Source organism: Sphingobium mellinum (assembly GCF_037860795.1).
GTDB lineage: Bacteria > Pseudomonadota > Alphaproteobacteria > Sphingomonadales > Sphingomonadaceae > Sphingobium > Sphingobium mellinum.
The window spans coordinates 114,943-141,786 of record NZ_JBANRK010000001.1 but is presented as its reverse complement, the minus strand read 5'-3'; the positions used below and the strand labels follow the sequence as shown (position 1 = coordinate 141,786).

At 61.4% G+C, this 26,844-nt stretch carries 26 protein-coding genes; 12 read left to right on the top strand and 14 right to left on the bottom strand.

Translation table 11 applies throughout. The features are described from left to right. Positions 1 to 113 precede the first annotated feature (113 nt). From rpoD to AAC640_RS00695, 3 genes are read right to left on the bottom strand one after another with little or no spacing between them, the layout of a single operon-like run. Complete coding sequence (gene rpoD, locus AAC640_RS00705; protein WP_340264153.1) at positions 114 to 2,159, bottom strand: RNA polymerase sigma factor RpoD; 2,046 nt, start codon at positions 2,157 to 2,159, stop codon at positions 114 to 116. A gap of 37 nt (positions 2,160 to 2,196) precedes the next feature. Beyond that, a complete protein-coding gene (dnaG, locus tag AAC640_RS00700; RefSeq protein WP_340264152.1) occupies positions 2,197 to 4,101 on the bottom strand; it encodes a DNA primase in 1,905 nt (634 codons plus the stop codon). Between the two features lie 12 nt (positions 4,102 to 4,113). Next, positions 4,114 to 4,566, bottom strand: coding sequence for a GatB/YqeY domain-containing protein (locus AAC640_RS00695; protein WP_340264151.1), 453 nt, complete (start codon positions 4,564 to 4,566; stop codon positions 4,114 to 4,116). A 156-nt stretch (positions 4,567 to 4,722) separates the two neighbouring features. Here AAC640_RS00695 and carA point away from each other — a divergent pair, with 156 nt between their 5' ends. From carA to AAC640_RS00665, 6 genes are all read left to right on the top strand, one after another. Continuing rightward, positions 4,723 to 5,883, top strand: a complete 1,161-nt coding sequence (carA, locus tag AAC640_RS00690; protein ID WP_340264150.1) for a glutamine-hydrolyzing carbamoyl-phosphate synthase small subunit — start codon at positions 4,723 to 4,725, stop codon at positions 5,881 to 5,883. Next, positions 5,880 to 6,248, top strand: a complete 369-nt coding sequence (locus tag AAC640_RS00685) for a ribonuclease E inhibitor RraB (protein ID WP_340264149.1) — start codon at positions 5,880 to 5,882, stop codon at positions 6,246 to 6,248. Before carA ends, AAC640_RS00685 begins: the two co-directional genes overlap by 4 nt. Continuing rightward, positions 6,248 to 6,667: a hypothetical protein gene (locus AAC640_RS00680; protein ID WP_340264148.1), complete on the top strand. Its 420-nt coding sequence runs from the start codon at positions 6,248 to 6,250 to the stop codon at positions 6,665 to 6,667. The genes AAC640_RS00685 and AAC640_RS00680 overlap by 1 nt, the downstream gene beginning before the upstream one ends. Continuing rightward, on the top strand, positions 6,660 to 9,989 hold the full coding sequence (carB, locus tag AAC640_RS00675) for a carbamoyl-phosphate synthase large subunit (RefSeq protein ID WP_340264147.1): 3,330 nt from the start codon (positions 6,660 to 6,662) through the stop codon (positions 9,987 to 9,989). The genes AAC640_RS00680 and carB overlap by 8 nt, the downstream gene beginning before the upstream one ends. 81 nt (positions 9,990 to 10,070) lie before the next feature. Continuing rightward, positions 10,071 to 10,547, top strand: coding sequence for a transcription elongation factor GreA (gene greA, locus AAC640_RS00670; protein ID WP_340264146.1), 477 nt, complete (start codon positions 10,071 to 10,073; stop codon positions 10,545 to 10,547). A 28-nt stretch (positions 10,548 to 10,575) separates the two neighbouring features. Beyond that, positions 10,576 to 11,214 (top strand): rhomboid family intramembrane serine protease, encoded by a 639-nt coding sequence (locus tag AAC640_RS00665; RefSeq protein WP_340264854.1) that lies wholly within the window; start codon positions 10,576 to 10,578, stop codon positions 11,212 to 11,214. Between the two features lie 4 nt (positions 11,215 to 11,218). On the opposite strand, the gene AAC640_RS00660 is transcribed toward AAC640_RS00665, so the two are convergent. From AAC640_RS00660 to AAC640_RS00640, 5 genes are all read right to left on the bottom strand, one after another. Continuing rightward, the gene (locus tag AAC640_RS00660; protein ID WP_340264145.1) at positions 11,219 to 11,443 is read right to left on the bottom strand and encodes a DUF4170 domain-containing protein; all 225 of its coding nucleotides are present in this window, start codon (positions 11,441 to 11,443) and stop codon (positions 11,219 to 11,221) included. Between the two features lie 101 nt (positions 11,444 to 11,544). Beyond that, a complete protein-coding gene (locus AAC640_RS00655; protein ID WP_340264144.1) occupies positions 11,545 to 12,132 on the bottom strand; it encodes a hypothetical protein in 588 nt (195 codons plus the stop codon). Then, entirely contained in the window at positions 12,125 to 12,448 is a 324-nt protein-coding gene (locus tag AAC640_RS00650; protein WP_340264143.1) for a hypothetical protein, read from the bottom strand. The genes AAC640_RS00655 and AAC640_RS00650 overlap by 8 nt, the downstream gene beginning before the upstream one ends. Further along, on the bottom strand, positions 12,445 to 12,834 hold the full coding sequence (locus tag AAC640_RS00645) for a hypothetical protein (RefSeq protein ID WP_340264142.1): 390 nt from the start codon (positions 12,832 to 12,834) through the stop codon (positions 12,445 to 12,447). The genes AAC640_RS00650 and AAC640_RS00645 overlap by 4 nt, the downstream gene beginning before the upstream one ends. 50 nt (positions 12,835 to 12,884) lie before the next feature. Further along, complete coding sequence (locus AAC640_RS00640; protein WP_340264141.1) at positions 12,885 to 13,472, bottom strand: hypothetical protein; 588 nt, start codon at positions 13,470 to 13,472, stop codon at positions 12,885 to 12,887. Positions 13,473 to 13,681: 209 nt separating this feature from the next. On the opposite strand from AAC640_RS00640, the gene eno reads away from it, so the two are divergent. The 4 genes from eno to AAC640_RS00620 all read left to right on the top strand — a co-directional run bounded on the left by eno (position 13,682) and on the right by AAC640_RS00620 (position 17,921). Continuing rightward, positions 13,682 to 14,956 (top strand): phosphopyruvate hydratase, encoded by a 1,275-nt coding sequence (gene eno, locus AAC640_RS00635; RefSeq protein WP_340264140.1) that lies wholly within the window; start codon positions 13,682 to 13,684, stop codon positions 14,954 to 14,956. A 77-nt stretch (positions 14,957 to 15,033) separates the two neighbouring features. Next, complete coding sequence (locus tag AAC640_RS00630) at positions 15,034 to 15,345, top strand: FtsB family cell division protein (RefSeq protein ID WP_340264139.1); 312 nt, start codon at positions 15,034 to 15,036, stop codon at positions 15,343 to 15,345. 120 nt (positions 15,346 to 15,465) lie between these two features. After that, a complete protein-coding gene (gene pdhA / locus AAC640_RS00625; protein WP_340264138.1) occupies positions 15,466 to 16,539 on the top strand; it encodes a pyruvate dehydrogenase (acetyl-transferring) E1 component subunit alpha in 1,074 nt (357 codons plus the stop codon). Then, positions 16,539 to 17,921, top strand: a complete 1,383-nt coding sequence (locus tag AAC640_RS00620; RefSeq protein WP_340264137.1) for a pyruvate dehydrogenase complex E1 component subunit beta — start codon at positions 16,539 to 16,541, stop codon at positions 17,919 to 17,921. The genes pdhA and AAC640_RS00620 overlap by 1 nt, the downstream gene beginning before the upstream one ends. A gap of 50 nt (positions 17,922 to 17,971) precedes the next feature. On the opposite strand, the gene AAC640_RS00615 is transcribed toward AAC640_RS00620, so the two are convergent. Genes AAC640_RS00615 through AAC640_RS00605 form a run of 3 tightly spaced genes read right to left on the bottom strand, consistent with a single transcriptional unit; the run spans position 17,972 to position 21,283 of the window. Next, on the bottom strand, positions 17,972 to 18,658 hold the full coding sequence (locus AAC640_RS00615) for a hypothetical protein (protein WP_340264136.1): 687 nt from the start codon (positions 18,656 to 18,658) through the stop codon (positions 17,972 to 17,974). Between the two features lie 10 nt (positions 18,659 to 18,668). After that, the gene (locus AAC640_RS00610; RefSeq protein WP_340264135.1) at positions 18,669 to 19,271 is read right to left on the bottom strand and encodes a TadE/TadG family type IV pilus assembly protein; all 603 of its coding nucleotides are present in this window, start codon (positions 19,269 to 19,271) and stop codon (positions 18,669 to 18,671) included. Positions 19,272 to 19,285: 14 nt separating this feature from the next. Then, positions 19,286 to 21,283 (bottom strand): pilus assembly protein, encoded by a 1,998-nt coding sequence (locus tag AAC640_RS00605; protein WP_340264134.1) that lies wholly within the window; start codon positions 21,281 to 21,283, stop codon positions 19,286 to 19,288. Between the two features lie 232 nt (positions 21,284 to 21,515). Here AAC640_RS00605 and AAC640_RS00600 point away from each other — a divergent pair, with 232 nt between their 5' ends. Further along, positions 21,516 to 22,052, top strand: coding sequence for a hypothetical protein (locus tag AAC640_RS00600; protein WP_340264133.1), 537 nt, complete (start codon positions 21,516 to 21,518; stop codon positions 22,050 to 22,052). A 13-nt stretch (positions 22,053 to 22,065) separates the two neighbouring features. Next, on the top strand, positions 22,066 to 22,530 hold the full coding sequence (locus tag AAC640_RS00595; RefSeq protein ID WP_340264131.1) for an EF-hand domain-containing protein: 465 nt from the start codon (positions 22,066 to 22,068) through the stop codon (positions 22,528 to 22,530). Between the two features lie 4 nt (positions 22,531 to 22,534). Here AAC640_RS00595 and trmFO read toward each other — a convergent pair whose 3' ends face one another. The 3 genes from trmFO to AAC640_RS00580 form a co-directional block, all read right to left on the bottom strand. Then, positions 22,535 to 23,881, bottom strand: coding sequence for a methylenetetrahydrofolate--tRNA-(uracil(54)-C(5))-methyltransferase (FADH(2)-oxidizing) TrmFO (gene trmFO, locus AAC640_RS00590; protein WP_340264130.1), 1,347 nt, complete (start codon positions 23,879 to 23,881; stop codon positions 22,535 to 22,537). 82 nt (positions 23,882 to 23,963) lie between these two features. Continuing rightward, a complete protein-coding gene (gene leuA, locus AAC640_RS00585; protein ID WP_340264853.1) occupies positions 23,964 to 25,637 on the bottom strand; it encodes a 2-isopropylmalate synthase in 1,674 nt (557 codons plus the stop codon). Positions 25,638 to 25,991: 354 nt separating this feature from the next. Continuing rightward, the gene (locus tag AAC640_RS00580) at positions 25,992 to 26,810 is read right to left on the bottom strand and encodes a DUF2711 family protein (protein WP_340264129.1); all 819 of its coding nucleotides are present in this window, start codon (positions 26,808 to 26,810) and stop codon (positions 25,992 to 25,994) included. Between the last annotated feature and the right edge of the window lie 34 nt (positions 26,811 to 26,844).

Sequence of the window (26,844 nt, the reverse complement as noted above, 5' to 3'; positions counted from 1 at the left end):
CCGATTGCGGTCGTCTCCGCGACTTTAAGGGCAGGCGGTAAAAGAGGGGTTTACGCCCAGAAAAAAGGCGGCCCGCAAGCCGCCCTTTTGCATGGAAACGGCCCGCCGCCCGGCTATTGATCCAGGAAGCTGCGCATCTTGCGGCTGCGGCTCGGGTGCTTGAGCTTGCGCAGCGCCTTCGCCTCGATCTGACGGATGCGTTCGCGGGTCACGCTGAACTGCTGGCCCACTTCCTCCAGAGTGTGGTCGGTGTTCATGCCGATGCCGAAACGCATGCGCAGCACGCGTTCCTCGCGCGGCGTCAGGGACGCCAGGACGCGAGTCACTGTTTCCTTGAGGTTTGCCTGAATCGCGGCATCCACCGGGATGATCGCATTCTTGTCCTCGATGAAATCGCCCAGGTGCGAATCTTCCTCGTCGCCGATCGGCGTTTCAAGGCTGATCGGCTCCTTGGCGATCTTCATCACCTTGCGGACCTTTTCCAGCGGCATGGACAGGCGCTCGGCCATTTCCTCCGGGGTCGGTTCGCGGCCTTGTTCGTGCAGGAACTGGCGGCTGGTGCGTACCAGCTTGTTGATCGTCTCGATCATGTGGACCGGAATACGGATGGTCCGGGCCTGATCCGCGATCGAACGGGTGATCGCTTGCCGGATCCACCAGGTCGCATAGGTGCTGAACTTGTAGCCGCGGCGATATTCGAATTTATCCACCGCCTTCATCAGGCCGATATTGCCTTCCTGAATGAGATCAAGGAATTGCAGGCCACGGTTCGTATATTTTTTAGCGATGGAAATGACGAGCCGCAGGTTGGCCTCCACCATCTCCTTCTTTGCGATGCGCGCCTCGCGCTCGCCCTTCTGCACCATGTTCACGATGCGGCGGAATTCAGACAGGGACATGCCGGTCGCCTGCGCGATTTCGCTCACTTCGTTGCGGATGCGATCGACCGCGCGCGCTTCGGCTGCGGCGAAGGCCGACCATTTCTTGTCCAGGCCGCTGACCTTGTCGAGCCAGCCATCGTCCAGTTCATGATTCACGTAGCGGTCGAGGAAATCCTTGCGGCTCACCTTGTGCCGCTCGGCCAGTCGCAGCATCTGCCCACCCAACGCTGTCAGGCGCCGATTATAGGCATAGAGCTGGTCGACCAGATATTCGATTTTCTGCTGGTGGAACTGGACGCTTTCGACCTCGGCGGTCAGCTGCTCGCGCAGATCCTGATACTGGTCTTCCTGACTCTGGCTCAGGCTGTCGCCGCTTCCCATCGCGGCCATGCGGGCTTCCTGCGCCTTGGAAAAAGCGCGAAAAATCTCCGTGATGGTCGCGAACTTCTCAAGCGCCATGGGCTTGAGCGTCTCTTCCATCTGCGCGAGCGAGAGGGTGTTGTCCTCCTCATCCTCTTCCTCGACGCGACGAGTGCGGCGCTCGGTCAGATCATCCTCATCCTCATTGGAATCGGCAGGCTCTTCCTCAGGCTCCTCCTCATCCTTGAAGCTCGGGCCCGCGGTCTTCTCGCTGATCTCGCCGTCATCATCCTCGGCACCCTCTTCCAGATTTTCCGGGGCAGGGTCCTTGGACAGCATCGCGTCGAGATCCAGGATCTCACGCAGCTGCATCTCGCCATTATTGAGCGCGGTTGACCATTCGATGATCGCGTTGAAGGTCGTGGGGCTTTCGCACAGCCCCAGGATCATGGTGTCCCGGCCAGCCTCGATTCGCTTGGCGATAGCGATCTCGCCCTCGCGGCTGAGCAGTTCCACCGCGCCCATCTCGCGCAGGTACATGCGCACCGGGTCGTCGGTGCGATCGACCGTCTCCTTCTTCTTCTCGGCTACCGGGCGCGGGGAGCCATCCTCTTCGGCGCCATCTTCGGTGGCATCGTCGTCGCTGTCGTCGCGCTGATCGTCGCCATCCTCGCTGGCCTCCTCATTCTCGACGATGTTGACGCCCATTTCATTCAGGGCAGCCATGATGTCCTCGATCTGCTCGGAGGACATCTGGTCCTGCGGCAGGGCATCGTTCAGCTCGTCATAGGTGATGTAGCCGCGCTTCTTCGCGCGGGCGATCAGCTTCTTGACCGACGCCTCGTTGAGATCGATCAGCGGTGCGTCACCTGTATCCACATCCTCGCCCGGACCCTTGCCTGTCGCCTTGCTCGCCATTTATTCGCCTTGCATTCCATCCCGACGGGATGATCCATCATATACTGTCGTCGGACTGCGCCAGTTCCGCCAGGCGGCTATCATGATCCATCTTCAGCCGATAGACCCGCTGCTGTTCAGCGAAGGTTTCCTCGTTGAGGTCTTCCTTCGCCCGTCTGGTGGCTTCCGCCAGTGCCGCTTCCAACTCCGGTCCTTGCGCCATCACCCGAATGGCCTCCTCCAGGTCGCGCAGTACGCGACTCGTGTCGGCGGTCGTCCTGTGGGGGGTGAATGTGAACGTGTCGGCCCGGAGCATCCCCTTCGCCATATTATACACTTCACCTTGGCCCAATATGGTAAGGAGGCCATCACTTTCAACTGTTTCTTGCGCGAAGGACGCCGCGATCATCGCCTGCAGCAGCGCGGCCATCACTGGGTCCCCTATCCGCAGCGCCGCCAGCGTCTCGCGATGGGCCGCAATCTGGTCGGGATGCCGCAGCAGGCTGGCCAGGATCGCGCGCAGCAGGCGCTGCTCCATGCCGCTGACGCCGATCGCCCGCGCCTCCGTTCCGGCGGGGGGAAGGGGAGGTTTCCAGTTGCCGCGCCGGTCCCGCTGCCAGCCGGCGCGCGGCCCGCTGCCTCGCTGGAAGCTCGTCCGCTCCCCCGTCGCGGATCGGGCGAAGAACAGCGCGTCGTAGCGCTGGCGGAAAAGCTGCACATAATGAGCCCGCACGTCGGGATGGGCGATGGTATCGGTGATTGCCGACAGCCGCTGCTTGAGCGCCGCGCGCTGCTCGGGCGTATCGAGCGGCGCCGCGTTCAGCTCATGCGCCCACAGCCGTTCCGCCAGTGGCTCTGCGGCGTCCAGGACGTCCTCCATGGCGCCCCGCCCTTCCGCCCGGATCAGGTCGTCGGGATCCTGCCCGCCCGGCAGGGTGGCGAAGGCCAGGCTCATGCCCGGGCGCAGCATGGGCAAGGCGCGGGCGGCGGCGCGCATCGCTGCTTTCTGCCCGGCAGCGTCCCCGTCGAAGCACAGGATCGGCACGTCCGCCATCTTCCAGAGCCGCTCGATCTGATGTTCGGTCAGCGCCGTGCCCAGCGGCGCCACCGCCTCCTCGAACCCGGCCTGGGCAAGGGCGATGACATCCATATAGCCTTCGACCACGATCACCCGGCCGCTGTGCCGGCTGGCTGGAGAAGCCCGGTCGATATTATAGAGCGTGCGCCCCTTGTCGAAGAGCGGCGTGTCGGGCGAATTCAGATATTTGGGCTCGCCAGCGCCCAGGATGCGCCCGCCAAAGGCGATCACCCGTCCGCGAATGTCGCGGATCGGCAGCATCAGCCGCCCGCGAAACCGATCATAGCTCTCCCGCTTGCGCTCGGAACCGTTGCCGGCCTCGATCCCTTCGGGATCGATCAGCAACCCGGCCTCGATCAGCAACGGCTCGCCCAAGTCGGCCAGCGCCGTCTTCAACCGGCCGCGCCCATCCGGGGAATAGCCAAACCCGAACGTTCGGCGGGTCGCGTCGCCAATCCCTCGCCGGTGCAGATAATCGCGCGCGCCTGAGCCGTCTACCCCGCCAAGCTGCTCCTCGAAAAAGCGCTGTGCCGACGCCATCACGTCGTGCAGCCCCTTGGCCTGCTCGGCCCGCCTGGCCGCGCGCGGATCGGGGGCGGGAACGTCCATGCCCGCCGACTGTGCCAGTTCCTTCACCGCCTCCATGAAGGGCAGTCCGCGATGATCGGTCATCCACCGGATCGCGTCGCCATGCGCGCCGCAACCGAAGCAGTGATAGAAACCCTTCTCGTCGTTGATCGTGAAGCTGGGCGTCTTTTCATTATGAAAGGGGCAGCAGGCCTTATATTCGCGCCCCGCCTTCTGCACCTTCACCGTCCGCCCGATCAGGGTGGACAGCGACGTCTGCATGCGCAGCTCGTCAAGAAAGGCGGGAGATAGGCTCATAAGCCCCTGGCATCAGGAAAGAACCGCCTTCACCAGTCCGCTCGCCTTGCTCATGTCGATGACCGCTCCGTGGCGCTCCTTCAGCACAGCCATCACCTTGCCCATGTCCTTGACGCTGTCCGCGCCCACTTCGGCCTTGATCGCTTCGATCGCTGCCCTGGTGTCTTCCTCGGAAAGCTGCTGCGGCAGGAAGCTTTCGATCACGCCCAGCTCCGCCTGCTCCTTCGCGGCCAGCTCGTCGCGTCCGCCGCTCTTGAACATCTCAATCGATTCGCGCCGCTGCTTGGCCATTTTCTGCAGCACCTCGACCACGACCGTATCATCATCGGGCACGGCCGAAGCGGTCCGCAGTTCGATGTCGCGATCCTTCAGCTTCGCCAGGATCAAGCGCACCGCAGCCAGCCGTTCCTTGTTCCCGGCCTTCATGGCTTCCACCTGAGCGCTTTTTACCGTGTCGCGAATCATGGCGATGCGAATCCTGTGCTACGGGAAAAAGCCCGATATAATGCGAAAAGAGATTTTTGACAGTGGTTGACCGCGAGGGGCGCAAGGCATAGGTGACCGGCCGTTTAACCCGCTGCAGACGGGCTCCCGCAAAAGCATAAGAAGGACCGTAAGACCATGGCTGACGCCAAGACCCTCATTGTGCCCAAAGGAGCGACAGGGGTATTGGTTTTCGCCGATGGCTCCGCTGTGTTCGGGCGCGGTTTCGGCGCGACCGGCGAAGCAGTCGGCGAACTGTGCTTCAACACGGCAATGACCGGCTATCAGGAGGTGATGACCGACCCCAGCTATGCCGGGCAGATCGTCACCTTCACTTTCCCCCATATCGGCAATGTCGGCACCAATCTGGACGATGTGGAGGCGGAAAACCCCTTCGCACTGGGCTGCGTCGTCCGTCAGGACGTGACTGAGCCCAGCAATTTCCGCAATGTCGAATCCTTCGACCAGTGGATGAAACAGAATGGCCGCATCGGCCTTGCCGGCGTCGACACCCGCGCGCTGACCCGCATGATCCGCCTCAAGGGCGCGCCCAATGTGGTGATCGCCCATGATCCCGAAGGCAGGTTCGACCTTGCAGCGCTCGCCGCCAAGGCTGCGGCGTGGCCGGGCCTTGAAGGCATGGATCTCGCCATCGAAGTCTCGGGTAAGGAACGCCTCTGGAAGGATGGCGTCTGGAAGCTCGGCTTCGGCTATGGCGTTAATGAAGCCACTGAAGAACGCCCCCACGTCGTCGCGATCGACTATGGCGCGAAGAACAATATCTTCCGCAATCTGGTGAAGGCCGGCGCCCGCGTCACCGTGCTGCCCGCCACAGCCACCTTCGATCAGGTGATGGAGCAGCAGCCCGACGGCGTCTTCCTCTCCAACGGCCCCGGCGATCCGGCCGCGACCGGAGAATATGCCGTGCCCGTGATCCGCAAGGTTCTGGAAGCCGACAAGCCCGTCTTCGGCATTTGCCTCGGCCATCAGATGCTGGCGATCGCTGCTGGCGCCAGGACGATCAAGATGCATCAGGGCCATCGCGGCGCCAACCACCCGGTCAAGCGCCTGTCGGACGGTCTAGTCGAGATCACCTCGATGAACCACGGCTTCGCGGTCGACGCCGACACGCTGCCCGCCAATGTGAAGCCGACCCATGTGTCGCTCTTCGACGGCAGCAATTGCGGCATCGAACTGATCGACAGGAAGGCTTTTTCGGTCCAGTATCACCCCGAAGCTTCGCCGGGCCCGCAGGACAGCTTCTACCTGTTCCAGCGCTTCGTCGAGGGGCTTAAGTGAGCCTCAACCTGCCCCCGGTTGACGAAGCCCGCCTCGCGCAGGAGTGGGAGGCGGACAAGGCCGTTCTCGCCAATCTGGCCGAGAATGGCGACAAGCCGCGCATTCCGCGCCCGGTCGATGTCAGCTTCCGCGGGAGCGAGAAGGATTTCGAGCGCGTGCTGACGATCGCCAGCCAGTTCGGCTTTGTCGAACTCGACCGCGAAGAGGATGAGGAGGGCGATCTCTACCTGTTCCTCGAAACCGAGCAGGCGGTCGACGAAGCGTCCATCCGCGCGCTGACGAAGAAGTGCCTCCAGATCGAAATCCTCTGCGGCGTCGAATATGACGGCTGGGGTTGCGAGGCCCGGACAGGGGCGGTGCATTGATGGTCGAAGTGACTGATTTCGAGGATGGAGAATATTTAGGGGTCGTTGATCCACGCGATGAAATGCTTGGTGATTTCGATGGCGCAGATCCGGAACCCATCGGTGTCGCTCGGATGATCGGTTCGGATTTCTGCTGGATGGACCCCGGATTAGAGCAACTACTCATTAGTGAAATGATCTCCTACGGTTGGCTAATCGAAAACGCCGATAGGAGCATTGGCTTGACGGACAGCGGTCGCTCGTTTGTCAAAGCACGCCTTGAGAGACAGCCCGCTTGGAGCGATTATTTTATCAGGCCGGATGCTCCGCCTCTTCCTCCGATGAGCGCTCGATTGGAGATTGCTTATCGAGCTTCAGTGCAACGTTATCCCGACAACCGCTCATGGCAGCGGGTTAAGGAAGAAATTCTAGATGCCTAAAAGAACCGACATCTCCTCCATCCTCATCATCGGCGCTGGCCCGATCATCATCGGCCAGGCTTGCGAGTTCGACTATTCAGGCACGCAGGCGGTGAAGGCGCTCAAGGAAGAGGGCTATCGCATCATCCTGGTGAATTCCAACCCGGCCACCATCATGACCGACCCGGAATTTGCCGACGCGACCTATGTCGAGCCGATCACGCCCGAAATTGTGGCGAAGATCATCGAAAAGGAACGCCCCGACGCGGTGCTGCCGACCATGGGAGGCCAGACCGCGCTGAACACCGCGCTTGCCCTATTCAATGACGGCACGCTGGAGAAATATGGCGTCAAGATGATCGGTGCCGACGCCGAAGCCATCGACAAGGCCGAGGACCGCCTGAAGTTCCGCGACGCGATGGACAAGATCGGTCTGGAATCCGCCCGCTCGCGCATCGCGCACACGATGGAAGAGGCGATGGAGGCGCTGGAATTCACTGGCTTGCCGTCCATCATCCGCCCCAGCTTCACGCTCGGCGGCACGGGCGGTGGCGTTGCCTATAACAAGGAAGAGTTCAAGCGGATCGTCGGCGAAGGGCTCGACGCTTCGCCCACTACCGAAGTGCTGATCGAGGAATCCCTCCTCGGCTGGAAAGAATATGAGATGGAGGTCGTGCGGGACCGCAACGACAACGCCATCATCATCTGCTCGATCGAAAATGTCGATCCGATGGGCGTCCACACCGGCGACTCCATCACCGTCGCGCCCGCGCTGACGCTGACCGACAAGGAATATCAGATCATGCGCAACGCCAGCATCGCGGTGCTGCGTGAAATCGGCGTGGAAACAGGCGGTTCGAACGTGCAGTTCGCGGTCAATCCGAAGGACGGCCGTCTGATCGTCATCGAAATGAACCCGCGCGTGTCGCGCTCCTCGGCCCTGGCGTCGAAGGCGACCGGCTTCCCGATCGCCAAGGTCGCGGCGAAGCTCGCCGTCGGCTACACGCTCGACGAGATCGAGAACGATATCACCGGCGCGACCCCGGCGAGCTTCGAGCCGACCATCGACTATGTCGTGACCAAGATCCCGCGCTTCGCCTTCGAAAAGTTCAAGGGGAGCGAACCGCTGCTCGGCACCGCGATGAAGTCGGTGGGCGAGGTGATGGCGATCGGCCGCAACATCCATGAATCGATGCAGAAGGCGCTGCGCGGCCTCGAAACCGGCCTGTGCGGCTTCAACGAAGTCGAACATCTGGTCGGTGCGCCCAAGGATGACATCATCGCGGCGCTGGCGCAGCCGACGCCGGATCGCCTGCTGGTTGCCGCGCAGGCGCTTCGCGAAGGCCTCACCGTCGCGGAAATCCACAGCATCGCCAAGTTCGACCCCTGGTTCCTGGAGCGGATCAAGGAAATCGTCGATGCCGAAGCGGAAATCCTCGGCAACGGCCTGCCCCAGGACGCGGACGGCATGCGCCGCCTCAAGTCGATGGGTTTTTCCGACCAGCGTCTTGCCAATCTGGCGCTTCGGTCGGCCAATTTGCGTGACGGCGGCATCGCGCGCGGATCGGGCCTGATCCACGAAACGGTCAAGGCGATGACGGGCGCCGTGACCGAAGCCGAAGTGCGCAAGCTGCGGCACAAGCTGGGCGTCCGCCCCGTCTTCAAGCGCATCGACACCTGCGCCGCCGAGTTCGAGGCGAAGACGCCGTACATGTATTCGACCTACGAGGCCCCGCTCTTTGGCGAACCGGAAAATGAGGCGCAGCCCAGCGACCGCAACAAGGTCGTGATCCTGGGGGGCGGCCCCAACCGGATCGGGCAGGGGATCGAGTTCGACTATTGCTGCGTCCACGCCTGCTTCGCGCTCAGCGAAGTCGGCTATGAGACGATCATGATCAACTGCAACCCGGAAACCGTGTCGACCGATTATGACACGTCCGACCGCCTCTATTTCGAGCCGCTGACCGCCGAGGACGTGCTGGAGATACTGAGCGTCGAAATGTCGAACGGGACGCTGGCCGGGGTCATCGTCCAGTTCGGCGGCCAGACGCCGCTCAAGCTTGCTCAGGCGCTGGAGGATGCCGGCATCCCGATCCTCGGTACGTCGCCCGACGCCATCGACCTTGCCGAAGACCGTGAGCGCTTCGCCGCGTTGGTCGACAAGGTGAAGCTCCGTCAGCCCGCCAACGGCATCGCCCGCAGCCGGGAGGAGGCGATCGCGGTAGCCAATCGCATCGGCTATCCGGTGCTCATGCGCCCGTCCTATGTCCTTGGCGGCCGCGCCATGGAGATTGTCGACGGTCAGGCACAGCTGGAGGAATATATCGCCACCGCCGTCCAGGTATCGGGCGACTCGCCCGTGCTGATCGACCAATATCTGCGCGACGCGGTCGAGGTAGACGTGGATGCGCTCTGCGACGGCGATGATGTCGTGGTTGCGGGCGTGCTCCAGCATATCGAGGAAGCGGGCGTGCATTCGGGCGATAGCGCCTGCTCGCTGCCGCCATACAGCCTGTCGAAAGAGGTGATCGCGGAAATCGAGCGTCAGACCGACATCCTTGCCCGCGCGCTCAGCGTCAGGGGCCTCATGAACATCCAGTTCGCGGTAAAGGACAGCATTGTTTACCTTATTGAGGTCAATCCCCGCGCCAGCCGCACCGTCCCCTTCGTCGCCAAGGCGATCGGCACCCCCATCGCCAAGATCGCCAGCCGGGTCATGGCCGGGGAGAAGCTCCGCAACCTTCCAAAAATCGACCGCAATTCTATGACTCATATTGCAGTTAAGGAAGCCGTCTTCCCCTTCGCTCGCTTCCCCGGCGTCGATCCGGTCCTCTCGCCGGAGATGAAGAGCACTGGCGAAGTCATGGGCATAGACAGTAATTTCGCCACGGCCTTCGCCAAATCTCAGCTGGGCGCCGGAACCGTCCTCCCCACCGGCGGGACGGCCTTCATATCCGTCAAGGACAGCGACAAACCGGTGGTCCTGCCGGCGGTGCGCAAGCTGACCGCCATGGGCTTTTCCATCCTCGCGACCGGCGGCACCGCACGCTATCTCGAAGAAAGCGGCATCGCGGTCGAAACGGTCAACAAGGTCGCGCAGGGGCGCCCGCACATCGTTGACCGGATCACCGATGGCGGCGTCGACCTGATCGTCAATACGACCGAAGGGTGGCAGTCGCTCAAGGACAGCAAGGCCATCCGCACCAGCGCCTTGCGCGCCAAGGTGGCGAGCTTCACCACGGCCGCCGCCAGCGTCGCGGCAGCGGACGCGATCGAGGCTCTACGTGGTCACGCCCTTGAAGTGCGATCGCTACAGTCTTATTATCCTAGGCCGCAAGCCTGACCCCCTGCATCAGGAACCATGCTGCGGGCAGCCCCACGGTCGGGGCGGCCAAAGGGAAGTTTTGACAAAGGATCTGCGATAATGGCGACCGTGGAAAAGATGCCGATGCTGCAGGTGGGCTATGACAAGCTGACCGCGCAACTCCGCGAACTCAAGGCCGAAAGGCCGCAGATCGTGGACGCCATCGAAGAAGCCAGGGCGCATGGCGATCTTTCGGAAAATGCGGAATATCACGCGGCCAAGGAACGCCAGGGGCAGGTTGAGGCGACCATAGCTGACCTGGAAGACAAGCTGTCGCGCGCGCAAGTCATCGATCCGGCTACCTTATCGGGCGACAAGGTTATTTTCGGCGCCACCGTCACCTTGCTGGACGAAGGCGACAAGCCGGTCAAATATCAGATCGTGGGCCAAGCCGAGGCCGATGCAAAGATCGGGATGATCAGCTATAACAGCCCGCTGGGTCGCGCGCTGATTGGCCGGCAGGTGGGCGAGGAAATCGAGGTGTCCGTCCCGTCCGGCGACAAATTCTACCTGGTCGACAAGATCGAATTCCTCTGAAACGCCGGTGAAACTGCCTGCTGGGCACATGACCAACGCGATCGCGGCCATAACCTTTGCCGCGTTCTTGTTGCTGTTTCTGACGGGCCAGGTCGATAATGCGGCAATCGTGGCTGGCTTCATACCCGCACGGATTGGCGAGCCTGACTTGTTGGCCGGAATGGTGGCGGTGCCCGCTTGGCTGACGCCGCTCAGCTGTACCCTCATTCATGCCGGTTGGCTTCATATCGGGTTCAATCTGTTGATGCTGGTCTTTTGCGGTCGGCAGGTCGAACAGGTGCTACAGAAGGGTGCTCTATTCACGCTCTATTTAGCCGGTGCGTATGGCGCGGCTGCCGCGCAATGGGCGCTCAGCCCGTCGTCGACCGGGCCGATGGTGGGCGCCAGTGGCGCCATCTCGGCGGTCGTGGCGACCTATTCCCTGCTTTACGGCCAACGGTCGGTTCGCCGGATTGGACCCTTTTCTGCGCATTTTCTGCGCATCCTGTGGCTGGCGATCGGCTGGATCGTGCTACAGTTGATGATCGGCGTGGCCACTGCGAAGGGCTTTAGCGATTTGGGGCAGATCGCCATCGCGGCGCACATCGGCGGGTTCGTCGTAGGGTTGGTGCTCACGCGTCCTCTGCTGCGGTGGCGTTTCCGCAAGTCACCGCAGATATCGGGCTGACCGGTCAGTGCCTCTCGGGAAGGTCGGGCTCCAGCAGGCGATGCAGATGAACGATCACGTAGCGCATTTCGGCATCGTCGACCGTGCGTTGGGCCGCGCCTCGCCAGGCATTTTCAGCTGACGCATAATCGGGAAAGACCCCGACAATCTCGATCGAACCCAGATCTTCGAATTCGAGTGTTTGCGGGTCCTTGACGCGACCGCCCATCACCAGGTGGAGTTTGCTCATGATATCTCGGTTCTCCGGAGGAAGGAGCGACAGGTTAGCAACGCGGTCGCTTGCCTCCAAGGGGAACTGACCTGGGTCAGATGCTTTCGCGGCCGAAGCGATTACCTTTTCGGCAACCGCGATTTCAGAGCATCGCCGACGGAATCGATCTTCGCGGCGACGAGCGAGACCAGATCATCGGCAATGCGGGACGCAGTGCCGCTGATATCGGCCGATGTTGCCGCCTCTCGCGCGGAGGTTACGGCATGGCTGGCCCCCTCCTTCGCCTGGTGGAGCACCTCGCCGGCATTGGCCTTTACGCTCTCGGCACCGTCGGCGGCGGCTGCCCGCGCCGCCAGCGCGGCTTCGACGACGCGCGCTCCAGCCGTTGTTGCAATCCCGGGCAGGGCCCTCAGCGCGGCCCGGCTCTTGGGAAACATCCAGGCGATCAGCGCGCCCGCTGCAACGGCTCCGGCGACGGCGGTAACTGGGTGTTGCTGGACAATCTCATTGGCCCGAGTCGCGACGCGCTGGGTGCGGTCGCGTACCTCTCCGTAAGCGTCGCTTGCCCGATCCCTGCTTGTCTGTATCAGATCACCCGCGCTTTCCCGTGCCTTGCCGGTGGTGTCCCGGAACCTGTCTGATGCGGTTCCGGCGATGTCGTTTGCGGCTTCCCGCACGCGAGTGATCTGGGCACGGATGTCAGCCATCATCATTCTCCGATATTTCTGGGGTGCGATTGCGAATCCGAACGTATGCACGTCGAAAAAGTGCCGATACAGGCCGTCGGAAAAGGTAGAGGAGCAAAGCCGCACCAGCCGCGCCATAAGCAATTGGGCGCTCGTTGACGCTGGCAGCCAATTGGGCGCCGCCATTCTTCAAACCGGCGGTCGCTTTCTGCTTGATGTCCTGCTTCAGCCTGGCGGGGGCTATGCGGGCCTTGGCCGCCGCGACGCTGGATCGGAAGGCGGCCTTCTTCCGTTCCGCGTCCACAACCGCTTGGGCATAGCTTTCCTGCTGGGTCATGAAAGAATGGCCTTCCTCATTTTCGTGATCCGCCCCTTCGCGACCAGCAGGAGGATCAGGGCGACGAGTAGCGATGCACCGAACACGGCGCAGGCCGCCCAGCCAGCACCCAGATGAGGCGCGAGTGCGATCGTCAGCCCGACAAGGAACGCGACGAGCCCGGCGAAGACAAGCAGGACTCCGGCCGCGCCGAAGATAACGGCGTCTCGCACCGCCGTGCCTGCGATCCCAGCGCGCAGCTTCTGCCGTTTGATTTCCGCATCCGCATAGGCGCGCCCATCGGTATAGAGCCGGGCGAACACGTCCCTGACACTTCCCGTTTGTTCGGGCTCGGACTCGCCCTGAGGATCAGCGGGTTCTGCTCTGATGGTGGTATCTTCAGTCAAAATCCCCTCCCCCCGAGCGGGGCCCGCCTCACTATCAAGGTGAAGACCATTCAGGCCTTGTCATCCGAACCCTTGGCAAGGCGCATAAGGACAAAGCCGACGACCGCTGCTGCGCCGATCGCGACCGCAGGGCTCTTGCGAACAAAGTCGCGGGCTTCGGCCATCAATTGGTCAACGTCCTTGCTGTCCAGCGTATCGGCGGCACCTGCGACCGTTTGGGCGGCTTGGCGGGCATAATCGCCATATTGCGGGCCAAGCTTCGCATCGACGGTGCCGGCGGTTTCGCTGATCAGTTTAGCCAGGCTCTGCATTGCCGATCCGGTCTTGTCCTTAGCCGCGTCGGCCGCAGACTTTGCGGTCTTGGCGGCTTGCTCCTTGAGTGGATCGATATGGGTTTTCCAGTCCACCGAGTTGAATTTGTCCGCTGCTGTCTTGGCGGCTTTTTCCACTTGCGCCCTAAGGGGAGCGATCTGTGCCGAGAGACCATGCATCCCTGCGCCGTTGGGGGCATCCGGCGCGGTAGAGGCGGATGATACGGGAGTAGCAGGCGACGCCTTTACGGGCTTCGTCTTCGCTTGTTTGTCTGTGGATTCCTTCTTCGCTCGCTTGACGGGCGGGGTTTCCGGGGTGTCGGCCATCGTCCTATGTCTCCTCATCAGGTGGGTCGCCAAGCGGGGCAGACGGTTGTCGTCCTAATGCTTCGCGGTGGACCACAGTTCCGTTGCCGTTACCATTTTGAGCATCGGCATTTTTGACAGGCATGCAAGCCCCCGCATTGCCATTCCTGCACGTGCTGGCTAAGCGGTGCGCGCCTCAGGCGTATCGCGCTATTTCCAGGGAGTCACCCATGACCGCCATTCTAGACATTCACGCTCGGCAGATCCTCGACAGCCGGGGCAATCCCACCGTCGAAGTCGACGTCATGCTGGAGGATGGCAGCTTCGGACGCGCAGCAGTGCCGTCGGGTGCTTCCACCGGCGCCTATGAGGCGGTTGAAAAGCGCGATGGGGACAAGAGCAAGTATCTCGGGAAGGGTGTGCTTGCGGCTGTTGCCGCCGTCAATGACGAAATCGCCGAGCAACTGATCGGGATCGACGCGGAGGACCAGGCCGACGTGGACGCGGCGATGATCGCCCTCGACGGGACGGAGAACAAGGGGCGTCTGGGAGCCAATGCCATCCTTGGCGTCAGCCTGGCGACCGCGAAAGCCGCCGCCGATGCGCGCGGCCTGCCGCTCTATCGCTATGTCGGCGGCGTGTCGGCGCATGTGCTGCCCGTGCCGATGATGAACATCATCAACGGCGGCGAACATGCCGACAACCCGATCGACTTCCAGGAATTCATGATCATGCCGGTGGGGGCAGAGAGCCTGGCCGACGCCGTCCGGGTGGGGGCGGAAATCTTTCACACGCTCAAGAAGGGCCTTCATGACAAGGGCCTCGCCACGGCGGTGGGCGACGAAGGGGGGTTCGCGCCCAACCTCTCGTCGACCACTGACGCACTCGACTTCATTCTCGCCTCGATCGAAAAGGCGGGGTACAAGCCGGGTGACGATGTCATGCTGGCGCTGGACTGCGCCTCGACCGAATTCTTCAAGAACGGCAAATATGAGATGGTTGGCGAGGGCAAGAGCCTGACCTCCACCGAGATGGCCGATTATCTGGCCGACCTGGTTGCGCGTTATCCGATCAAGTCGATCGAGGACGGCATGGCCGAGGATGATTTCGAAGGCTGGAAGATCCTGACCGACAAGATCGGCGGCAAGTGCCAGCTGGTTGGCGACGATCTGTTCGTCACCAATCCCAAGCGCCTGGAAATGGGCATCGGCAAGGGGCTGGCCAACTCGCTGCTGGTGAAGGTGAATCAGATCGGTTCGCTGACCGAAACCCTGGCCGCCGTCGATATGGCGCACCGGGCCCGCTACACTGCCGTCATGTCGCATCGGTCGGGGGAAACGGAGGATGCGACCATAGCCGACCTCGCGGTGGCGACCAATTGTGGGCAGATCAAGACTGGGTCGCTGGCCCGTTCCGACCGGCTTGCCAAATATAATCAGCTGATCCGCATCGAAGAGGAATTGGGCGACGTTGCTGTTTATGCGGGACGTTCGATCTTCCGCTGACACGTCAATTTCGCAGTCGGCCGCAAGTTAATCAGATTTCGCTTGCGGCTGACGCGGCCCTGTGATTCAACCGACCCATGGCGCACATCGCGAAGCTCCGCACGTTGTTGTTTTCGGCTTTCGGCCCGGCGATAGCGGTGCTTCTTCTTCTGTTCTTTGCCGGCTATGTCGTGCTTGGCTCCAATGGCGTGCTGGCTTGGGGCGACTATACGCGTCAGTTGCATCGCGCGCAGGCAGAATTGAAGCAGGTCGAGGCGCAGCGTAACCAGCTCCGCAATCGGGTGGACCTGCTCAACCCGCGCCGCGTCGATCCGGACCTCAGTGACGAACTGATCCGGCGGCAGTTGGGCGTCCTTCATCATGACGAAGTCATTGTTCCGCTGAACTGAAGCGGTGTTCCATGAGTGATTGCGCCGGCTTTGGCGGGCGGTGCGACGTTGCATCGAGGCGCCTTCTGTCGCTATACGTGGACTTCCTTCCATCCAAGCCCACGCAAAAGGATAAAAGCCTTGGCGAAATCAACGACGCCGCGCCCTTCACGCGCAAAGGCGAAGGCCCCCAGTTCCGCTGGCGCGGACCACAACCAGCCTCGCCCCGAAGCTCCCACGGATTACAAGGCGTCGAAGGAGGAATTGCTGCAATTCTATCGGCAGATGGTGCTGATCCGCCGGTTCGAGGAAAAGGCCGGCCAACTCTACGGCCTTGGCCTGATCGGCGGCTTCTGCCACCTTTATATCGGTCAGGAAGCAGTGGCCGTCGGGATCCAGTCCGCGCTTCAGCCCGGTAAGGACAGTGTCATCACCGGCTATCGCGATCACGGCCATATGCTTGCCTATGGCATCGATCCCAATGTGATCATGGCGGAATTGACCGGGCGCGACGCCGGCATTTCCAAGGGCAAAGGTGGGTCGATGCATATGTTCAGCGTCGAACATAAGTTCTACGGTGGTCACGGCATCGTCGGCGCTCAGGTTTCGCTGGGGGCAGGGCTTGGCTTCGCCCATAAATATAATGACGATGGTGGCGTGTGCGTCGTCTATTTCGGCGATGGCGCGGCCAACCAGGGGCAGGTGTACGAAAGCTTCAACATGGCCGAGCTATGGAAGCTCCCGATTATTTTCGTCATCGAGAATAATCAGTATGCGATGGGTACGAGCGTTAATCGTTCGTCCGCCGAAGATCAGCTGTACCGGCGCGGTGAAAGCTTCCGCATCCCAGGCATTCAGGTGAACGGCATGGACGTGCTGGCCGTGCGCGGCGCCGCGGAAGAGGCTTTGAAGTGGGTAAAGGCGGGTAATGGTCCGATCCTGCTGGAGATGAAAACCTATCGCTATCGGGGGCATTCCATGTCCGACCCGGCGAAATACCGGTCGCGCGAGGAAGTGCAGGCGATGCGCGAGAAGTCCGACGCAATCGAGGGCGTGAAGACATATCTCACCGAACTGGGTGTCACCGAAGACGAGCTCAAGAAGATCGACCAGGACATCCGCAAGATCGTGAGCGACGCCGCCGACTTCGCCGAATCCTCTCCCGAGCCGGACATGTCTGAACTCTACACCGACGTGCTGGCGGAGCAATATTGATGGGTATCGAAATCAAGATGCCGGCGCTTTCCCCGACGATGGAGGAAGGAACGCTGGCCAAATGGCTTGTGAAGGAAGGCGACGAAGTGCGATCGGGTGACATTATTGCCGAAATCGAAACGGACAAGGCGACGATGGAATTCGAAGCAGTTGATGAAGGCAAGATCGGATCGATCATGATCCCGGAGGGCACGGAAGGCGTCAAGGTCGGCACCGTGATTGCGACGATGGCTGGCGACGGCGAGATGGCGCCCGCAGCCCCCAAGCGCGACGAGAGCGAGTCACCGGCCAGGCCGGAAGCGGCGCCTCATCCGGTAAAGGCGCAAAGCGGCACGACGAAGCCTGCGACCGAGGCTAGGCCGTTGGCGCAGGACCCGGACCTTCCCGTCGGCACGGAGAGGGTCAAGACCACCGTTCGTGAAGCACTGCGCGACGCGATGGCGGAAGAAATGCGCAGGGATGAGCGCGTTTTCATCATGGGCGAGGAAGTCGCAGAATATCAGGGCGCATACAAGGTCACCCAGGGTTTGCTGGATGAGTTCGGGGCAAAGCGCGTCATCGACACTCCGATCACCGAATATGGCTTTGCCGGTATCGGCGCGGGCGCGGCCATGGGCGGCTTGCGTCCCGTCGTTGAGTTCATGACGTTCAACTTTGCGATGCAGGCGATCGACCACATCATCAACTCGGCTGCCAAGACCAACTATATGTCGGGTGGCCAGATGCGTTGCCCGATCGTTTTCCGCGGCCCCAATGGCGCGGCCAGCCGTGTCGCGGCCCAGCACAGCCAGAATTACGGCCCATGGTATGCTTCCGTCCCGGGGCTGATCGTCATTGCGCCCTATGATGCCGCCGATGCCAAGGGGCTGCTGAAGGCAGCCATCCGGTCCGAAGATCCAGTCGTGTTTCTGGAGAACGAACTGGTTTATGGCCGCAGCTTCGATGTTCCCAAGGTGGAAGACTATGTCCTGCCGATCGGCAAGGCGCGGATCGTCCGTCCGGGTGCCGACATGACCCTGGTCAGCTATTCGATCGGCGTTGGGATCGCGCTTGAGGCGGCCGAGGCGCTGGCGGCCGAGGGGATCGAGGCCGAGGTCATCGACCTCCGTACCCTCCGCCCGCTCGACACCGCGACAGTGCTCAACAGCCTCAAGAAGACCAATCGTCTGGTCGTGGTGGAAGAAGGCTGGCCGGTCTGCTCGATCGCGTCGGAAATCTCCGCTGTCGTCATGGAGCAGGGCTTCGATGACCTGGACGCCCCGGTGCTGCGCGTCACGAATGAAGACGTGCCGCTCCCTTACGCGGCAAATCTCGAGAAGCTCGCGCTGGTGGACGCGTCCCGCGTGGTCGCGGCTGCGAAGAAGGTCTGTTATCGTTCGTAAATCGGTGGCCCTGGGATAGCTGAAAGTTCGACGGCTTCCGCCGCACGCTCTTACGTCGAGGTGCAAGTTGAAGGCGTGACATTTTCTGTATTGTATAGCTGAGTAATGTCTCGGCTGTCCCGGACATTGAACGCCGACAGTTCGGTAATGTCCCGAAGAGGTAGCGAGATAAGCGGCATCAGCCGCTTATACGTATAGTGAACTTCCACCACCATCACAGCCGTTCCTGCAGCGGCAGTGATTTCCTGGCCAGTTGGCCCCATGCCGGCGAAGCCCGTTCCTGTCGCACCAGTGCCTTCCGGCCCGTAGGCAGAATGATAGGCATCACCACCAAAACACCGCTGCCACTTGATAGTTTGACCCCCGTCGGCATTCCGTTGCAGACTGGACAATACGATCTTGCCATTCTGCCCCAAGTTAAGATTTTCCGCCTGCAAGTCCGCGCCGATGAATACGTCGTTTATTTCCGCTTCGCTGACCGGCTTGTTGTTGATCGCGCTTTGAGCCCCCATCCTCGACGCATTGTCAGAAACCATGACCGAAAGTTCGCCCACCCGCTTCACTGTCAAAGCATAATTGATCAGTTCCAGTCCTGAAGTCGCAAGCAGGAGGAGCAGGGGGAAGGCCACTGCGAATTCGGTCAGGGCAATGCCGCTATCGCATTGCAGAAGGTCGCGCGTCGTCCTGGTGTTTCGGCGACACCGCTGCTTGAGCCCGCGAAACAGGAAATCGGTCATCGTTCAATCCTCACGAGCATCTGCCGATCAAGGGTTCAGCCTGCTTGTCGAAGGGCTGATTACGCAGGATGGTGCGTGCCGTCATGTCGACCTGCGGGCTCCATCCCAAGAGGTAGGCCATTGGGAAGATTCGGTCATATTGGAGCGTTACAGAATATATGGTGACATCCTTGGCACCACCCTGACCGGCCACTCCGGAATCGGCGTCGCGAAAGCCGTTGCGGTTCGCATCGTCGAAACTTTCGTTATTGTTGCAAATGCCGTCGCCATTGGAGTCAATGAACGCTTCTGCTCGGGACTGCGCGCGGCCATAAGATTTGAAGGCCAGCCGATCGAAGCTCAGCCTTCCCCCGCCGACCAATCGCTTGACTGCCGCTTCTACCGACGCGTCCAACAGCGCGCGATTTGCATCGGTTGCGGTCTCAAGAGCGGAAGCGCGACCGGCAGCTTGAACCTCTCCGGTTAGGATGGCGCGCGCGTAGAAATAATAACCGGTGTCGAACAGAAACATCAACATCAGCACGAGGATGGGCGCGACGAAGGCAAACTCCACCAAGGTGGCTCCGCGCGCGTCGGCCCCTAGGAGCCGTATCCGCCGTGAGAGGCTGGTCACGTTGCAGTTCCCCTTCATCGGGTTAACCGCAGTGAAGCGATTTGCGATGCGATTTGGCTGAAGGCAGCGTTGAGTTCGGCAGCGTTGTTCGCCTGGTAGGCGCGGCCTGGTGATCCGCAGTCGGTGAGCAGTTGCGTCAGCGTAGTGCCGAAGGCGATCACCCAGACGGTAATGTTCTTCTGGTCTTTCGCGACGGAGCAGAGTTCAAGGAGCCGGCTTTCGGTGAGACCGTCTTGTGTTGCGTTGGCAGGAATTCCGCTGGTCGGCGTTCGCCTCCGTGCCGTCACCGATACTCCCCACGCGTCATAAGCCGTATTGCGCGTTTCCGTGTCGCCGTCGGTCATGAAGATGATGTGCCGTGCCACCTTGCCGGTTGCTTCGGCCGCTTGGTTTTCAGCGGCGAAGATGCCGTCGCGGGACATCAGGCGTAGCCCCCACAACATGCCGATGTCATGGTAAGTGTAGCCAACCGGGGCCAGGCTATTGAGATAGGTAGTGAGTGCGGCCGACGTGATCGTGCCCAGCTTGCGTGCTGGTGATGGGCAAGCAACATAGCCAGCAGTGTTGCCGAACGGTGTATAGTAGTTGGTGCTGCTCGTTATAGGATTGTAGATCCAACCCGTGGTGGCCGTGGCGCTGTTGGCGCCGCGCGCATAAACGAGGCCCGGCAAATAGGGCTTCCATTGCGTGTCGGGATCGGCTGAGTTTGGGACTAGGTCTACGTCCATATCATAACGGGGGATGTTCGTTCCCTCATCCGTCCGCCGCGTTTTGCGCTCTTCGATACAGGCGTTCGTCGAATTCCACGTTATCGTGCGGTTGGCGTAGTTATTCGCTACTTGCGCGCTGAAACTTCCACCTGCCATCAGCCCATTGGAGGCGGTCCCTTTCAGCGCAGCAACAGAATAGGGGAAGGATCCATAATTCCAATTGTAGACCGTAGAGGTCGTCGTTGTCGTTGTCTGCTGTCCGGCATCGGGATTGTTCGTCACAGTCTGTGTGACAGTCTGGACAAAATTATTGTAAGTCGTAGCGGTGATGGTGCAACCGGAACTATTCGTCGAAGCTGAATAGGTCGTCCCATTCCGCGTACGTGTCTGCGAGCGCGTCCGGGGAGACGCGGTGGCAGAGGGGCTATAAGCAGACCAGGCACTGTAGACGTCGGTATAGTTGGAATTTGCAGGAGCCACGCAGTTTTCGGCTTGGCCAGGAAAGGTCGAGGTCGTGAAGTTCCCGCTAGTTGTCACTGTGTTCGTGGATGTGAGAGTCGCGGGTTGAGTCGTTGTGGTTGTTGTGGTTGTTGTGGTGGGCGTTCCCGGCGTTCTTGAGTCGTAAACAGGGTTATCCTGTATCCATTCCCGCTTCAGCAACATCCCGACATTAACCGTGGAGGAATAGGGCACGAAGCCATAGCGAATGGTGCTGCCAGCAGGCTTCACAGCTTCCAACTGATTGTAAAAGTTTGTTACGGCGCTCCGAAGGCCCGCAATCTTGGTAGTGCTGCCGCCAGAATCCGGGTCTAGCATCGACCCCGTCGTATCGAGCACGAACATCACGTCGGTATTGGGCAGTTGAAGGTCAGCGGTGCAGTCGGCCGTCACCGTCTTGTCCGGCATCTGGAATAACGACATCAAAGTCATCGGCACCACGACCGACGCATTGCCGGTCACCGCTCCGGCCGAATTTGCAGAATAGGTGATGGTCGCTAACCTCGTGCCATATTTGTTGGCCGGAAAGTTAATCGTGAAGAAACGATTGGCTGTATCCTGCGTGCTGCCTGCGCCCGTGGTCCAGGTGAGCCCCGTCATCGCGCGCCGGCCGGCGAGCGCGCCAGCGTCACAGGCCTGTTGCAGGCGCGTCTTTGTGAGATATAGGCGGCTCATGTCCACCCCACCGCCGATCAGCGCCGCCAACGGGAAAATGGCCGCCGCCACAATGGCCAGCGTGTTCCCCGCCTGATTATGATACAATCGCATCAATATAAACAGCGCGTGCCTGATCTTGTCGCCCATCGTACCACCTATGCTCATCCTGACCTCGATTGCAGGACAATCCGCGCCCATGACGAGGGCGATTATTGGCGTAATACGAGCGCTATTGTTAAAAAGCGGATAATCTATAGCTGTGGATATAGAACTCATGTCTGATGGCTTGGCCGGCGGTTCGCCGCTTTCATCCCTTCTGAGCGCTTATGCCGGCCAGTCTGCGCTCCGGCACCGGCTTCTCTGGATGTTGGACGCTCGTATGGCCGACATCGTCCGCAGGGTATCCGAACCGATGGTCGGACAGATCCGCCTCGCGTGGTGGCGGGAGGCGCTTGCCGACCCCTCAGGGGTGAAGGGTAGGGGGGAGCCGCTCGTCGACGCGATGCGCCAGGCGGAGGTCGCGCCGCCTTTCGGGCTCGCGGCCTGGGTTGACGGGTGGGATGCTTTGATCGGGGAGCCGGATCTGAAAGCCTATGCGTCAGGCAGGGGGGGCGGCTTGTTCCAGGCGCTCGCGGGTGATGAAGATGTGCCGGAATGGCTGTTGGAGACAGGCGCCGTGTGGGCGCTGTGGGATTTGTCCGGCCATGCGCGCGACTCTGCGCTCGCAGATCAAGCGATCGAAGAGGCGCGGCGACGGCTGCTCGACACGAGGCCGCGATGGCCCGCTGCATGGCGGCCGATGCGCATGGCCTATGCATTGGCGCGTCATGACGTTATGCGCGGACGCCGGGCGCCCCGGAGCCTGACGCCACGCCTTTATCTGCGTGTTTTGCGGCTGGGGTTGACGACGGGGTGAAAGGGGACTGACGGTGAAACCTATCCTTGCCGGTGCAGCGGCGGCGATGCTCATGGTGATGGCCGGGCTGTTCTGGTGGCAGGGACGGGCAACGAGCGAGCCCGTTCCTCCCGCTATCGTGGCGCCGCCACCCCCGCCGGCACTCGAAAGCCTACCCGAGGGCGATCCCGATGCGGTCGGAAAGGCGCTGCCCATGCCCGGCGAGGCGGATCCACAGAGTCGGGAGCAGAAACGCTTCGCCCGATATGACCGCAATCGCGACGGCGTCATCACCCGCGTCGAGATGCTGGGCAGCCGCGTCAAGGCGTTCAAGGCGCTGGACAAGGACAAGGATAATCTCCTGTCCTTTGAAGAATGGGCGGTCGCAACATCCGACCGCTTCGGGAAGGCTGACGGCAATGGGGACGGAAAGCTGACCCCGGCCGAGTTCGCCACGACCGCGCCGAAGCGGGCGGCGACGCCGCGTTGCAAATGCTGATCGGTCAGGCCGGTTGCGGTTCACCCAACCATTGACCTAGCGCTGCACGGGCGCGTGATGTCATCGCTTCCTTCCGCTGCTTCTTCCTGACGTCGTCCAGCGGCGGGAAGAGGCCAAAGTTGACGTTCATCGGCTGATAGTCTGCGGTGGAGACATTACCGACGATATGGCCGAGCAGCGCGCCGAGCGCGGTTTCCGGCGGTGGCGACGCCAGAGCCTGCCCGGTCAGTTCCGCCGCTGCAAAGCGTCCGGCGAGCAGCCCGACGGCGGCGCTTTCCACATAGCCTTCGCAGCCCGTCATCTGCCCGGCGAAGCGGATATGCGGCGCGCTCTTAAGCCGCAGCGTGGGATCGAGCAGCTTGGGACTCTGGATGAAGGTATTTCGATGCAGACCGCCGAGCCGCGCGAATTCCGCCTTCTCCAGGCCCGGGATGGTGCGGAACAGTTCGACCTGCGCGCCATGCTTGAGCTTGGTCTGGAAGCCGACCATGTTCCAGAGCGTGCCCGACGCATTGTCCTGCCGTAATTGCACGACGGCGTAGGGCCAGCGTCCGGTTCGCGGGTCGTCGAGGCCCATCGGCTTCATCGGGCCGTGGCGCAGCGTTTCGGGTCCGCGCGACGCCATTACTTCGATCGGCATGCAGCCTTCGAAATAGGGCGTGTTCTTTTCCCATTCCTTGAACTCGGTCTTTTCGCCGTCGAGCAGGCCCTGGACGAAAGCCTGATACTGATCCCGGTTCATGGGGCAGTTGATATAGTCCTTGCCGTCGCCGCCGCCGGGCCCGATCTTGTCCCAGCGGTTGGCCATCCAGCATTTGTCCATGTCGATGCTGTCGAAATGAACGACGGGCGCGATGGCATCGAAGAAGGCGAGGTGATCCATGCCCGCCGCCTGGCCGATGCTGGCGGCGAGCGTCGGTGCGGTGAGGGGGCCGGTCGCGACGATGGTCATCCCATGCTGTGGCAGGATGTCGATCCGTTCGCGGACGATTTCGACATTGGGATGGCTGGACAGGGCGCGGGTTACGCCTTCGGAAAAGAGGTGGCGATCGACGGCCAGGGCAGAGCCGGCGGGCACCTTCGCCGGTTCGGCCTGCGCCATGATGAGCGAGCCGAGCCGGCGCATTTCCTGATGGAGCAGGCCGACGGCATTCTTGTCCGCATCATCGGAGCGGAAGCTGTTCGAACAGACCAGTTCGGCTAGCCCGTCAGTCTGGTGAGCAGGGGTCGTGTCGCCCGCCGCTCCGCGCATTTCGGAGAGGCGGACCTTGACCCCGGCCTGCGCCAGCTGCCAGGTGGCTTCGGAGCCGGCGAGGCCGCCGCCGATGATGTGAACCTGATGCTGCGTCACTGGGTCATGATACCGAAAGCAAGAATGAAGTGGTGAAAAGACAGCGATTTTCGCACATTATCATTTCGATGTCGTAACGATATCAGGCGTGCGCGCTGACGGCGTTGGCGGCCGAGAGGACGGCCTGGACCGAGGCGGTGGCCACGTCCGTGTCGGTGCCGATGCCGAAGATGGTGCGGCCGTCGGGCGTGCGACATTCGACATAGGCTGCCGCGGCGACGTCCGTGCCCGCGCCGATCGCATGTTCGCTATAGTCCGCGATCTCGAGATCGACGCCCAGATCCTCGCGCAGGGCCGCGAGCACCGAGGAAAGCAGGCCATTGCCGCGCCCCGAGATGCTGCGTTCGCCCCCCTTGTGCGCGATCTTGCCCGTGAAAACGCGATCGCCCGCATGGCCGCCTTCATTATAGTCGATGAGGCGGTAGGCCTGGTTGCCGGACAGCCGGTAATGATCCTCGAACGCGGCCCAGATGTCGGCGGCGTTGAGTTCGCGGCTGGTTTCATCGGCCAGCGCCTGGACGACGCGGGAGAAATCGGCCTGCATGCGCTTGGGCAGCTTCAACCCCTTGTCCTGCTGCAGCACCCAGGCGACGCCGCCCTTGCCGGACTGGGAATTGACGCGGATCACGGCTTCGTAATCGCGGCCCAGATCCTTGGGATCGATCGGCAGATAGGGCACATTCCAGATGAGGTCGTTGCGCGCGTCCTGCGCGGCGAAACCCTTTTTGATCGCGTCCTGATGCGAGCCGGAAAAGGCGGTGAAGACCAGTTCCCCGGCGTATGGATGGCGGGGATGGACCGGCAGCTGGTTGCAATATTCGACCGTCTGGATGACTTCGTCGATGTCGGAAAAGTCCAGGCCCGGATTAATGCCCTGCGTGTACATGTTGAGCGCGACCGTTACCAGATCGCAGTTGCCGGTCCGTTCGCCATTGCCGAACAGGCAGCCTTCGACACGGTCGGCGCCGGCCATCAGGCCCAGCTCCGCCGCCGCGACGCCGGTGCCCCGGTCATTATGCGGGTGCAGCGAGATGACGACACTGTCGCGCCGGGAGATGTTGCGGCACATCCATTCGATCTGGTCAGCATAGATGTTGGGGGTCGCCGCCTCTACTGTGGCGGGCAGGTTCAGGATCAGCGGCCGTTCCGGCGTGGGCTGGAGAATGTCCATAACCGCTTCGCAACATTCGAGGCTGAAATCCAGCTCGGCGGTCGAGAATGTCTCCGGCGAATATTCGAAATGCCAGTCGGTGTCCGGCTGCTTCGCCGCATTGTCGCGCAGCAGCCTGGCGGCGTTGATCGCGATGTCCCTGATCTGCGGGCGGTCCATCTGGAACACGATGTTGCGCCAGGCGGGCGACACGGCGTTATAGACGTGGACGATGGCCTTTTTCGCGCCGCGCAGGGATTCGAAAGTGGTGGCGATCAGGTCTTCGCGGGCTTGCGTCAGCACTTGCGGGAACACATCGTCCGGAATCGCGCCGTCGCGCACGAGGCCGGATATGAAGTCGAACTCCGTCGCGCCGGCGCTGGGGAAGCCGACCTCGATTTCCTTGATGCCCACCTTGATCAGCAGATCAAAGAAGCGGCGCTTCTTTTCCGCGTTCATCGGATCGATCAGCGATTGGTTGCCGTCGCGCATGTCGGTCGACAGCCAGCGCGGCGGAGAGGTGATGACCGCGCTCGGCCACTGGCGGTTGGGCAGATCCACCTGCGGGAAGGGGCGGTATTTCTGCGAAGGATCGGTCAGCATCATGACGAAAAAGCTTCTCTGCATTCGAGCGGGCGCAATTCTACACGGTAAAGCCCTGCCCGTGATAACGATTATCTGCTTGATTGTGCCCTTAGGCGTATTGCCGCGTCATTCAAGCGAAGAGCAGCACAAAAGCACGCCTAAGGGCGTGTAAGTCGTAGCAGGGAAGGAAGCGCGCGCTGCATGATGGGTTCGCCTTAACCCTTTTTGGGGTCGCCCGTCCAGTGTTTGTTGAATGAGGGGCGGGCTTGCGGTTTAGATGCAAGCTTTCGTTGTGACGGACTTGGGGTGGGAAGCGGACCGGCGGCTTTTAGCCAACCGGTTTGGAAAGCGGACATGTGCTAGTCGCTTCGCGAGCTATTCCACAAGCGGGATGCAGGGCTGTCTAAACCAAGATGATTCCGTTTCTTCGGAGCACCAAAACCCCTCGAACAAACTGCCGATCTTTAGGCCTTGGAACGCCTCTGCTTTCCCAAGAAGCAGTGTGTAGAAGCTATCCCAGTGGACCCATGCTAGAAGTGAGTGATCGGGAGCAATCAGGCGTTTCACGCCATATTGTGGAAGGTCAGCCATGCCGTCCCACAAATCGCCTTGTTCCAACAAGCTAGTGTCGACCAGGCGTTCATCATCGCCAAATTCATCTCCCACGATCAGCCGGCTAAAACCAGCTCGTCTAAACACTGCGGCGAGGTTGGCTTGCATCAGCGGTTCGAAACGCCCCTCGTTCGGCGGAAATATGCCATGCTGAGAGCAGTAAATGGTGAGACGCTCTGATTTGGCGGCGTCCGCAAAGCCATGCTTGAGGCCGCCGATGCTCGTTCTCAAAGCCTGATCCAAATCGCAGTGGTTAGCGAAATCAGCCTGCTGACAGATCGTTCGCCAGCCGATCTGCCGTCCATATCGCTTTGCCGCACTATCGACCCCTTCGAAACCAATCTCCTTACCAACGCGTCGATTAGCCGCCTCTTCGTCCGCCCACTCCAACAAACCAAGTGCAGCAGGAGCCGCCGAGCCTGAAAGGACAAGCGTTCCGTGTTCGCAGGTCTTCGGGTCGAGCCCTTTTACGGTGAAAAATGGATGGAGGGCGACAAAGCCGTGTGTGTATGCGCCGCTAAACCAAGGTAGGATGGGCGTATCGTCGGGCGGGCCAAACTTATCTCGATCGATCATATCCATGCCCCGTTCTAATCGCATACCGTTACGATGTCAG